We start from the raw sequence: 11,462 nt of genomic DNA, 5'->3' as shown, positions 1-11,462 counted from the left end.
CCCCCGGAACCCCCGCCACCGTCACCCTCGTCACCGGCGACAAGGTCAGCGTGACCGACCTCGGGCACGGCAGACGGACCGTCACCGTGCGGCGTCCGGCCGGGGCCACCGGCGCGGTGCGGACGCAGACGAGCGACGGCGACATCACCGTCGTACCCGACGAGGCGCTGCCGTACCTGCGGGCCGGCACCCTGGACCGGCGGCTGTTCGACGTGAGCGGGCTGATCCGGCAGGGACTGACGGACGCGTCCGGCACGCTGCCGCTGATCGTGACCTACGGCAAGGGGGCCCGCGTCACCACTCCCGCCGGGACCCGGCGGACCCGGTCGCTGCCGAGTCTGCGCGGCGCCGCCGTGGCGGCGCACCGGGGACGTACCTTCTGGCGGTCCTTCACGCACGGCCGCAGCGTCGGCAAGGTCTGGCTCGACGGCCGGGTCGAGGCCGACATGGCGGAGAGCAACGCCCAGATCGGCACGCGGGCCGCCTGGGACGCGGGGCTGACCGGCAAGGGCGTCACCGTCGCGGTCCTCGACACCGGCGTCGACCTGAGCCACCCCGACCTCGCGGACCGGGTCGGCACCACCAAGAGCTTCATCGACGGTGCGGAGGTCGCCGACCGCAACGGGCACGGCACGCACGTCACCTCCACCGTCGGCGGCAGCGGCGCCGCGTCCGGCGGCACCGAACAGGGGGTCGCGCCCGGCGCCACCCTCGCGGTCGGCAAGGTGCTCAGCGACCAGGGCTCGGGCAGCGAGTCGCAGATCATCGCGGGCATGGAGTGGGCGGCGCGGGACGTGCGCGCGCGGGTGATCTCCATGAGCCTGGGCTCGACCGAGCCGAGCGACGGCACCGACCCGATGGCCCAGGCGGTGAACGACCTCTCCAAGGAGACCGGCGCCCTCTTCGTGGTCGCCGCCGGCAACACCGGCGCCCCGTCCTCCATCGGCTCGCCCGGCGCCGCCGACGCGGCCCTCACCGTCGGCGCCGTGGACTCCGCCGACCAGGCGGCCTACTTCACCAGCGCGGGCCCCCGCTCCGGCGACAACGCGCTGAAGCCGGACGTGTCCGCGCCCGGCGTGGACATCCTCGCCGCCCGCTCCCATCTCGCCGAGGGCAGCGGCTACTACACCTCCATGAGCGGCACGTCCATGGCGACCCCGCACGTCGCCGGGGTCGCGGCCCTGCTCGCCCAGGCCCACCCGGACTGGACCGGCGCGCAGCTGAAGGACGCGCTGATGTCCAGCTCGAAGCGGCTCGACGCGTCCGCCTACCAGCTCGGCGCGGGCCGGGTGAGCGTGCCCGACGCGGTCCGGGCGCGGATCACCGCCACCGGCAGCGCCGACCTCGGCTTCTACAGCTGGCCGTACGACGCCGACCGCCCCGTCACCCGGACCCTCACCTACCGCAACTCCTCCGACGCCGACATACGGCTGGACCTCGCCGTCCAGGGCGGCCCGGACGGGCCGGTCACCCTCGCCGACCCCGCGCTCACCGTGCCCGCGCACGGCACCGCTTCCACCACCGTCACCGGCGACGGGGCGAAGGCGCCGGTCGGGGAGAGCAGCGGGCAGATCGTGGCCTCGGGCCCCGACGGCACCCCGCTCGCCCACACCGTGTTCGGACTGGTCAAGGAGGAGGAGCGGTACACGCTCACCGTCCACGTCCGGGACCGCGACGGAGCCCCCACCGCCGCCGACCTCGCCGTGCAGCGGCTCGCCGGGAACGAGGACGCCCAGCCCGCGCACGTCGGTGACTCCGGCACGCTGAAGCTGCGCCTGCGGCCCGGCACCTACAGCCTGGCCTCCTTCCTCGACGTGCGCGGCAGCCACGGCCCCGACTCGCTCGGCCTCGGCTTCCTCGCCGTCCCCGAGACCGTCCTCGACCGCGACCGCGAGGTCACCCTGGACGGGCGCCGGCTGCGGGAGATCAGGGCCGACGTCGGCCGGCGCACCGAGACCCGGCAGCTCCTCATGGAGTACGACCGCAAGGCGAACGGCGCCGACCTGTTCGGCGCGGTCCAGGTGCCCCTCACCTACGACAGCGTCTTCGCCGCCCCCACCGAGCAAGTCAGCCGGGGCAGCTTCGAGTACCGCACCGTGTGGCGGCTGGCCGAGCCGCTGCTGACGGTCCGGGGGATCGGCGAGGCGACCGTGCAGGCGGGCGGGACGCTCCTCGAAGGGCGGACCAGGCTGCCGTTGGTCGACGTCGGGGACGGGCCGTTCACGAAGGCCGCGGGCAGGGCGGTGCTCGCCCACCTCGCGGACGGCGCCGACCCGGCCGCGCTGGCCCGGGCCGCCCAGGACGCGGGCGCCAAGGCCCTGTTCGTGACGGACGACGCGCCCGGCCGGCTGATGGCCTGGTGGGGCACGGACGACAACGCCGACCGGCCGTTGCAGATCGCCACGGTCAGCCGGGCGGACGCGGCACGGCTGCGGGCGGCCGGCAAGGTCGACATGACCGGCACCCGCAACTCGCCGTACGTGTACGACCTGTCCGAGGGCCACCCCGGGGCGATCCCGGACCGGCCCCTCACCTACGCCCCCACGAAGCGCCAACTCGCGGCCGTGCACGTGAGGTTCCATGCCGCCGCGCCGGTGAGCGGCGGCGAGTTCCGATACTCGATCACCGACACCTTCCCGATCGGGCTCGGCTTCCAGGAGCGGATCGACCTGCCCGCCGAACGCACCGACCACGTCTCCACCGGCCCCGGACAGCTGTGGCACGAGTCCGTCACCGTCCGCGACGGCGCGCTCGAGGAACGCGGCGGACTCGTGCGCTACGACGGCGGTAGCCGGCCCGAGCTCAACTGGTTCCGTCCCGTGTGGCACCCCTGGCTCGGCACCGGACTCGGCTGGGGCCAGCAACGCGCCGGGAATCAGATCCAGTTGAACACCCCCGGCTGGGGCGACTCCGGGCCCGACCACACCGGCTTCGGCGACGTGTGGAGCGAGGGCAGCGGGATGACCCAGACCACCGCCGTCTACCTGGACGGCACGCGGGTCGACCGCCGCACCGGCTCCGGCGCCTACGTATGGGACGCGCCCGCCGACGCGCACACCTACAAGGTGGTCACCGACACCGCCCTGGACGCGGGCAGTTGGCAGCCCGCCACCAAGGGCCACACCGAGTGGACCTTCCGGTCGGCGGCCACCCCGGAGGACCACTGGACCCTGCTGCCGCTGATCAACCTCGCCTTCCACCTCGACACCGACCTCGCCGGCACGGTGCGCGCCGGGCGGCGGCTCCCCGTCGCGCTCGGCGCGCAGTACGTGGCGGGCGCGGCCGGCACCGGCCGCCTCGGCGGGGGCCGGCTGGAGGTGTCGTACGACGACGGCGCCACCTGGCGGGCCGTCCCGCTGACCGCCCGCAGGGGCGCGGCCTGGCACGGGACGCTGACCGTGCCCCGGGGCGCCGCCCATGTCTCCCTGCGGGCCTCGGCCCACGACGACAAGGGGGGCTCGGTGACCCAGGAGATCGTCCGGGCGGTGGGCGTCAGGTAGCCCGGGACGGGGGGTGGTCCACGGCCTCGACGACGCCGCGGACCACCCCCAGCTCCACCAGGTCCTGCGGCCGGATGCGCAGCTGGCCCGCCGTCGCCTCCACCTCGTGCGGCGGGCGCTTGAGGATGGCCGCCGCGAGTTCCGGCGCTATCACCGAGAAGTAACTGTCCGGCGTGGCCCAGGTGTTGCCCGGCGCGGCCAGCGCCAGCGCCCCGCCGGAGCCCCCCTCCCCGATGACCAGCGTGGTGACCGGCACCCGCGCCGAGGCCACCGCCGAGAACACGTCGGCGATCGCCGCCCCGGCCCCCGCCCGCTCCGCCTCGGCGTCATTGGCCGCACCCGGGGTGTCCACCAGGGTCAGCACCGGGATGCCGAGCCGGTCGGCGAGCCGGATCAGCCGGGCCGCGGTCCGGTACCCGGCGGGCCGGGTGGGCGCCCCGGTCTGCGCCGCGTACGCCACCGTACGGCCGTCCCGCGCACCGAACCCGCACAGCATGCCGCCGGGGTCCACGCCACCGCAGCGGTCGCCGCCGAGTGCCGCCCGGTGGCTGAAGTAGGCGTCCAAGTAGGCCTCGGCGCGCGGGCGTTCGGGGGAGCGGGCGCGACGGACGGCCTCCCAGCCGGTGTCGGGCAGCGCGGCGGAGCCGAGGGCGCGCGGTGCGGGAGCCTCCGGCGCCGGGCTGGTGAGCAGCCGCAGCCAGGCGCCCAGCACGGCGCGCAGCTCCTCGGGCGGCACCACGGCGTCCGCCGATCCCGCGGCCACCTGGGCCTCGGCCGTGTAGGCGGCCGGGTCCGCGTCCCGGGGCCGCACCCGGGAACCGGCGAAACCGACCTGGGCCCCGGGGAGCGCCAGGATCACATCGGCCCCGGCACCGAGGGTGGCCCAGCCGCCGCCGGTGGTCGGGTCGCGCACCACCGCGATCTGCGGCAGCCCCGCCTCCCGGGTGAGCGCCGACTCCCGCGCCACCCGCTGGAGCTGGGTGAGGGCGAGCATGCCCTCCTGCATCCGGCTGCCACCGGTCGCGACCAGTGGCACGACCGGCAGCCGGTGGGCCCGGGCGTGCCGGTACGCCGCCTCCAGGCGGTCGCCGGTGCGTTCGCCCAGCGAGCCGCCGAGGAAGCCGAACTCGAACGCGAGCAGCACCGCCCGGGTGCCGCCGACGCTCGCGGTGCCGCAGACGACGGACTCCTCCTCGCCGGTGCGCTCGACGGCCCGGGCCCGCGAGGCGTCGTACCCCTGCCAGCCGAGCGGGCCGTTCACCGCCGGCCGGCGCGCGGCGACGGGGAGTTCGCCGAACGTCCCCTCGTCGGCGACCAGTGCCAGGACCTCCCGTGCCGACAACCGCTCAGGCATCGGCCACCAGCGCCCGCTTCATGATCTTCCCCATGTCGTTGCGGGGCAGCGCCCGGAGGTGGTGGACCACCCGCGGCCGCTTGTGCGGGGCCAGCCGCCGGGCCACGTGCGCCGCCAGTTCCTCCAGGGACGGCGGGGCGCCCGGGCCGGCCGGGACGATCCACGCCACGACGCGCTCGCCGAGGTCCGCGTCCGGTTCACCCGTCACGGCGGCCTCGCGCACCCCCGGGTGTTCGAGCAGCGCGTTCTCGATCTCACCCGCCCCGATCTTGTAACCGCCGCTCTTGATCAGGTCGGTGGCCTTGCGCCCGACGATGCGGACACCGCCGTCGCTCTCGCGCACGGCCATGTCGCCGGTGCGGAAGAAGCCGTCGGCGGTGAAGGCGGCGGCGGTCGCGTCGGGCCGGTTCAGGTACCCGGTGAACAGGTTCGGGCCGCGCACCTGGATCTCCCCGACGGTCTCCCCGTCGTACCCGGCGACCTCCGTGCCGTCCTCCTCCACCAGCCGCAGCTCCACGCCCGGCAGCGGCACCCCGACCGTGCCGGTCCGGGCCGGCCCGTCGGCCCGCACGCTGGTGTTCATGAGCGTCTCCGTCATGCCGTAGCGCTCGATCACCCGGCGGCCGGTCGCGGCCAGGATCCGCTCGTGGTCGTGCACGGGCAGCGCCGCCGAGCCGGAGACCAGCAGCCGGGCCCCGGCCAGGGCCTTGACCAGCTCCGGCTCGTCCGGGAGGGCCTCGGCGATGCGGTGGTACATCGTCGGCACCCCGAACAGCATGGTCGCGCCGTCGTTCAGCTCCCGGGCCACGCCCTCGGTGCCGAACCGCCCCAGGTGCCGCACCGAGCCGCCGCGCCGCAGCGGGCCGAGCACGCCCAGCACCAGCCCGTGCACATGGAACAGGGGCAGCCCGTGCACCAGGACGTCGTCGCCGGTCCACTGCCAGGCGTCGGCGAGCGCGTCCAGCGTCGTGGCGAGGGCCCGGCGCGGGATGACCGCGCCCTTGGGCGGGCCGGTGGTGCCGGAGGTGTAGACGATCAGCGCCGGGTCGCCGTCCCCGGCCCGCTCCTCGGGCAGGGGGCCGGCGGCCGAGGCGTCCACGTCCAGCCGGGCCAGGTGGCCGAGTTCGGCGGGCAACCGCGCGCCGGGCGCGGCCAGGACCAGGTCCGGGGCGCTGTCGCTGACGATGTGGGCCAGCTCCCGGCCGCCCGACTTCGGGTTCAGCGGCACCGCGGGCACCCCGGCGAGCAGCGCGCCCGTCACCGCGACGGCGGTCTCCAGCTCCACGGTCGCCCACACGGCGACCCGGCCGGTGCCGCGGACGCGCCCGGCGAGGGCACCCGCCGCGCCCGCGAGCGCGCCGTACGTCAGCGACCGTTCGCCGAACCGCAGGGCGACCCGGTCGCCCGGACCGTCCGCCAGGGCGGGGAAGAGGGAGGACACGCGGCGCACTCCTTGGGGCTCGGGGACGTCGACACCTTCCTACACCAGCCGCCGCGTTCCGACGACCGTGCTCAAGTCGGCCGCGAGCCGCAATTCGGCCGACCTGAGCGCCGGATGCCCCAGCCAGTGCAGCCGGGCCCGGTCGACCTCGCCCTCGTGCAGCGGCGGCCAGGCGGTCGCCGGGGTGAAGTCGTCGACGACGACCGTCCCGCCGGGGGCGAGCAGCCGCCCGACGTCGGCGGGCGGGTCCCCGGGCGCCTTGCCCTGTCCGCCGCCGTCGAGCACGAGGAGGTCGAACGGCCCGTGTTCCTCGATCAGCCGCCAGTCGCCGCTCACCACGGTGACCTGGGGGTGGCCGGCGAAGACCGCCGCCGCCGACCGTGCCCGCCCCGGGTCACGCTCCACGCTGTACAGCCGCACCCCGGGCGCCGCGCCCGAGGCCAGCCAGGCCAGCCCGACCCCCAGACCGGTGCCGGTCTCCCCGATACGGGCCCGGGCGCCGCCCGCCAAGGCGTGCAGCAGGCGGCCCTGTTCGGGGCGGCAGGAGTACCGGAAGCCGTCGGCGCGGGCGGCGGCCAGGGCCGCCTCCACCAGCGGTGGCAGCCCGTCCAGGGCGGTGTACGCGTCCGTTCCGGTCAGTGCCATGGACCGATCCTGCCCGGCTCAGGCAGCCGCCTCCACCAGATCGGCGACGACGCAGCTCACGTTGTCCGGGCCGCCGGCCGCGTTCGCCGCCTCGATCAGGGCGTGCACGGTGGTGTCCGGGGCCCGCGAGACGGCCAGCAGTGCCCGGATCCGCTCGTCCGGGACGACCGCGGACAGGCCGTCGGAGCACAGCAGATAGCGGTCGCCCGGCCGGGCCTCGTGCAGCCGCAGGTCGGGCACCGGAGGGGTGTCCGTGCCCAGGGCCTTCAGCAGCAGCGCCCGCTGCGGATGGCTGGCGGCCTCCTCGGGGGTCAGCCGGCCCTCGTCGATGAGCGACTGGACCAGGCTGTGGTCGTGGGTGATCCGGAACAGCTCGCCGTCCCGCAGCAGATAGACCCGCGAGTCCCCGATGTGGACGAGGGCCAGCTTCGACCCCGTCCACAGCAGCGCGGTCAGCGTGGTCCCGGCGTCCGCGCCGTCCGCCGCGAGATCCAGGACGGCCTCGCTCGCCCCCCGCACGGCGTCCTCCAGTACGTTCAGCACGCTGCCCGCGGCGAGTTCCTCCCCTTCGTCCAGGAACTTCAGCGCCTCCACGGCCGCGCTGCTCGCGGGCGCCCCCGCGGAGCCGTAGCCGTCGGCCACGGCGAGCAGCCTGCGGCCCGCGTACACGGTGTCCTGGTTGGCGGTGCGGACGTGCCCACGGTCGGAGTGGGCGGCATAACGCAGTTCCAGCATGGTGGTGTGATCCCTTCTCGACTCGACCGTCAGTTGGTCGACGAGGAACGCGGCGAGATCCCGGCGCACGGCCGTCTCCGCCTCCACCCGCGCCCAGTACGCCCGGACCTCCCGGGCGGCGTCCGCCCGGTCCACGGCGCACACCGCGCGGATCTCGGCCAGCGGCATGCCGAGCCGCCGCAGCCAGGCCACGAGCCGGGCCCGTTCCAACTGCTCCACGGCGTAGTACCGGTAGCCGCTGGAGGGGTCGACCCGTGCGGGCCGCAGCAGATCCAGCTCGTCGTACAGCCGCAGCGCCTTCGGCGACAGCCGGCTCGCTTTGGCGAAGGCGCCGATCGTCAGCAACTCCATGAGCACCTCGCGCTCCTCGTCGTCCGCCACCGATGCTGGGGCTTCCCCGAAGGTGAAGGTCAAACTGGCTGTCCCGGTTCCCGGCCGGTTGTTAGCCTCGCCGGTGATCGAACCGCCGTACGAAAGGGAGCCCGACGTGCCCCGCATAGCCCTCGCCACCTACGACCCCGGCACCGAGCCCAGCAAGGACAGGGACCTCCCGGTGCTGGTGGAGGCGCTGCGGGCGGCCGGGGCCCGGGCCGAGGCACGGCACTGGGACGACCCCGAAGCGGACTGGGGCGGCTACGACCTCGTGGTCATCCGCTCGACCTGGGACTACAGCTGGCGTGCCGCGGAGTTCGGCGAGTGGGTGGACCGCGTCGGCAAGGTCACCCGCATCGCCAATCCGGCCGGGATCGTGCGCTGGAACACCGACAAGCGCTACCTCGGCGACCTCGCGGCGGCCGGTGTGCCCACCGTCCCGACGCGGTATCTCGCTCCCGGCGACCCCGCCGACCTGCCCACCGGCCACGAGTACGTGATCAAGCCGACCTCCGGGGCGGGCGCCCGGTTCGCCGCCCGCTACACACCCGCCGAACACGGCACGGCCGTACGGCAGCTCGCCCGGATGCACGCGGAGGGCTTCACCGCGATGGTGCAGCCGTACCTGCGGAGCATCGACGTCAGCGGGGAGCGGGCGCTGCAGTTCTTCGGCGGCCGTCTGCTGCACGCCAGCCGCAAGGGCGCCGTCCTCGCGCCCGGCACCCCCTACGACGCCGACAAGGTCGCCCACCCCGAACTGCGGCGCTGGCAGCCCACGGACGCCGAACTCGCCGTCGCCGAACGGGCGCTGGCCGCCGTGCCGGACGCGGCGGGACTGCTGTACGCGCGGGTCGACCTGGTCGACGGCGACGACGGACAGCCTCGCGTGATGGAGCTGGAACTGGTCGAGCCGAACCTGTTCCTGTTCCTGCACCCGGACTCCCTGCCGCGCGTCACGGAGGCGATCATCGCGGCGGCGGAACGGGACTGAGCGGCACGCGGAACCGGGCCGCCGGCCCGCTTCAGGCGCGGACGGCGGTGCGCTGGAGCAGCCCCCAGGTGAACTCGGCGACCACCTCGTGCCGTACGCCGTCCCGGCCGGGAGCGGCGAAGGCGAGCCCCCAGCGGGTGGGGGCGGTGCCCTCCAGCGGGCGCGCCGGGGCGAACGCGCGCGCGGCCTCGTCCACCGTGCAGGACCACGGGGTGAGGTCGTCCAGGGTGCGCAGCGCCGGGGCCGGCGCGCCCGGCGCCCGCACCAGCCACTCGTTCCACACCGCGCCGTCGGGCGAGACCAGCACCTCGAAGAGCAGCTCCGGCCAGAGCGGCAGGGCCCACCGCCGGGCCTCGCAGTCGACGTCCCCGAGGCGGCGCGCGACGACGTCCTCGGGCGGCCCCAGCACCGAGCGGTAACGGGCGGCCGCGGACCGGGACCTGGGCGAGCGGACCATCGCCTGCCAGCGCTTGTTCGTCTCCCGCATGTCCGCGAGCGACGCGCCGAGCCGACGCCGGGCGTCCTCGACCAGGTCCGGATTGTGGTCGGCCATGCGGCGCAGCAGCACCAGCTGGAAATCGAGTCCCATGGCACCCATGGTGCCCGGCTGTCTCCGGACCATTGCCCGTACCGGCCGCGATGACTAGCCTGTGTTCGCCATGCCGATCGTCTGTTGAAATTTCGAACACGTGGAATTTCGATCACAGACACCCAGACCCAAGGGAGGGGGCCGGACGTGGGACGCCTCGTGCCTGCCGTGACCCGGGCTCTCGACATACTGGAGCTGTTCCTCGACGGTGACGGGACGCTCTCCGCCCCCGACATCGTGCGCAGGCTGCAACTGCCGCGCACCACCGTGCACGAGCTGGTCACCACGCTCGCCGCACGCTCGTACATCGTGCCCGTGCCGGGACAGCCCGGACGGTACCGGCTCGGCGTACGGCCGTACCAGCTCGGCAGCCGCTACGCCGAGCAGCTCGACCTCGCGGCCGAGGGGCAGCAGGTGGCCCGCTCGGTGGCGGAGACCTGCGACGAGACGGTCCACGTGGCCATCCTCGAAGGCACCGACGTCATCTACATCGCCAAGGTCGACTCCACGCACGCGGTGCGCATGGTCTCGGCCGCCGGCCGCCGCCTCCCCGCCCACTGCACCTCCGTCGGCAAGATGCTGCTGGCCTCGCTGCCCGAGCAGGAGCTGGGCGCGCGGATACCGGACGACGCGGAGCTGGCCGCGATGACCCCGAACAGCATCACCGATCCGGCCGCCCTGCGGGAGGCCCTCGCGGAGATCAGGCGGCGGGGCATCGCGGTGGAGAGCCGTGAGTCCAACCCGGACGTGTCGTGCGTGGCGGCCCCGGTGCGCGACCGGGCCGGGAAGGTGGTCGCCGCCCTGTCCATCTCGGTCCCCATGATCCGCTGGAGCGAGGAGCGCCGGGCGGAGCTGGAGCAGCTGGCCACGAAGGGCGCGTCGGAGTTGTCGGAACGGCTGGGCCACCGGAGCGTGGCATGACGGCCTTCGAGGTCGCCGTGCGCGCGCAGGCGACGCTCGGCGAGGGACCGACCTGGGACCCGGCGACGGGCCGCCTGCTCTGGCTGGACGTCCTGGGCATGCGCATCCACACCTACGACCCGGCGACGGGCCGCCGTACGGTCCGCACCACCGAGCAGCACATCGGCGCCGCCAAGCCCCGGGCGGGCGGCGGCCTGGTGCTGAACCTGCGGGACGGCGTCGGCCTGCTCGACCCCGACGACGGCTTCCGGTGGCTGCACCACGAGCCGGTCGCCGGGCGCCGTGCCAACGACGCGGCCGTCGCCCCCGACGGCTCCCTGTGGGCCGGCACCATGCGCTACGACGAGGCGACGGGCGGCGGCACGCTGTCCCGGCTGACCGGCGACGGCGCCGTGCGCACGGTCCTGCCCGACGTCACGGTCAGCAACGGCACCGGCTGGAGCCCCGACGGCGGCCTGATGTACTACGCGGACACGCCGACGCGCCGGGTGGACGTCTTCGACGTCGACGGCGACACCGTCCGCGACCGCCGCCCGCTGGTGGAGATCGAGGAGGGCGCGGGCTTCCCGGACGGCCTGACCGTCGACGCGGAGGGCTGTGTCTGGGTCGCGCTGTGGGACGGCGGGGCGGTGCGCCGCTACACGCCGTCCGGCGAGCTGGACCGGGTGGTCCCGCTGCCCACCCCGCGCACCACGGCATGCGTCTTCGGCGGCCCCGACCTGACGGACCTGTACATCACAACGGCCCGAGTCGGCCTCCCCGCTCCCCACCCCCTGTCGGGCTCGGTCCTGGTGCTCCCGGGCGCGGGCAAGGGCCTCCCCCAGCCGGCGTTCCAGGGCTGACCGGCACCGCACCCCCAAGGGGCGCGGGTGAGCTTTCGGCCGACGGCACCCCAACCCCCTAGGGGCGCGGGT

General features: G+C 75.2%; 9 protein-coding genes. 4 read left to right on the top strand and 5 right to left on the bottom strand.

Features of this window, described 5'->3' with window-relative positions; translation table 11 throughout:
- A partial coding sequence (locus V7E45_RS34250) for a S8 family serine peptidase (RefSeq protein WP_333778146.1) occupies positions 1 to 3,500 on the top strand: 3,500 nt, incomplete at its 5' end.
- Here V7E45_RS34250 and V7E45_RS34245 read toward each other — a convergent pair.
- The 4 genes from V7E45_RS34245 to V7E45_RS34230 are packed head-to-tail and all read right to left on the bottom strand — an operon-like array spanning position 3,493 to position 8,026.
- Positions 3,493 to 4,854 carry a carboxyl transferase domain-containing protein gene (locus V7E45_RS34245; RefSeq protein WP_333778145.1) on the bottom strand — a complete coding sequence of 454 codons (1,362 nt, stop codon included), beginning with the start codon at positions 4,852 to 4,854 and terminating at the stop codon, positions 3,493 to 3,495. The genes V7E45_RS34250 and V7E45_RS34245 overlap by 8 nt on opposite strands.
- Entirely contained in the window at positions 4,847 to 6,295 is a 1,449-nt protein-coding gene (locus V7E45_RS34240; protein WP_333778144.1) for an acyl-CoA synthetase, read from the bottom strand. Before V7E45_RS34240 ends, V7E45_RS34245 begins: the two co-directional genes overlap by 8 nt.
- A 39-nt stretch (positions 6,296 to 6,334) precedes the next feature.
- Entirely contained in the window at positions 6,335 to 6,940 is a 606-nt protein-coding gene (locus tag V7E45_RS34235; RefSeq protein WP_333778143.1) for an O-methyltransferase, read from the bottom strand.
- A gap of 18 nt (positions 6,941 to 6,958) precedes the next feature.
- On the bottom strand, positions 6,959 to 8,026 hold the full coding sequence (locus V7E45_RS34230) for a MerR family transcriptional regulator (protein WP_333778147.1): 1,068 nt from the start codon (positions 8,024 to 8,026) through the stop codon (positions 6,959 to 6,961).
- 136 nt (positions 8,027 to 8,162) lie between these two features.
- Here V7E45_RS34230 and V7E45_RS34225 point away from each other — a divergent pair, with 136 nt between their 5' ends.
- Positions 8,163 to 9,038 (top strand): ATP-grasp domain-containing protein, encoded by an 876-nt coding sequence (locus tag V7E45_RS34225; protein WP_333778142.1) that lies wholly within the window; start codon positions 8,163 to 8,165, stop codon positions 9,036 to 9,038.
- A 31-nt stretch (positions 9,039 to 9,069) separates the two neighbouring features.
- Here the strand turns inward: V7E45_RS34225 and V7E45_RS34220 are convergent, their stop codons facing one another.
- A complete protein-coding gene (locus V7E45_RS34220) occupies positions 9,070 to 9,627 on the bottom strand; it encodes a hypothetical protein (protein ID WP_333778141.1) in 558 nt (185 codons plus the stop codon).
- A gap of 147 nt (positions 9,628 to 9,774) precedes the next feature.
- Here V7E45_RS34220 and V7E45_RS34215 point away from each other — a divergent pair, with 147 nt between their 5' ends.
- Both V7E45_RS34215 and V7E45_RS34210 read left to right on the top strand, forming a co-directional pair.
- A complete protein-coding gene (locus V7E45_RS34215) occupies positions 9,775 to 10,548 on the top strand; it encodes an IclR family transcriptional regulator (RefSeq protein WP_333778140.1) in 774 nt (257 codons plus the stop codon).
- The gene (locus tag V7E45_RS34210) at positions 10,545 to 11,390 is read left to right on the top strand and encodes an SMP-30/gluconolactonase/LRE family protein (RefSeq protein ID WP_333778139.1); all 846 of its coding nucleotides are present in this window, start codon (positions 10,545 to 10,547) and stop codon (positions 11,388 to 11,390) included. The genes V7E45_RS34215 and V7E45_RS34210 overlap by 4 nt, the downstream gene beginning before the upstream one ends.
- Positions 11,391 to 11,462: the final 72 nt, after the last annotated feature.

Origin of the sequence: Streptomyces sp. IBSBF 3136, assembly GCF_036815105.1 — a bacterium.
Classification (GTDB): Bacteria; Actinomycetota; Actinomycetes; order Streptomycetales; family Streptomycetaceae; genus Streptomyces.
The sequence above is the reverse complement of the archived record's forward strand: the minus strand, read 5'-3'. Positions and strand labels throughout refer to the sequence as shown.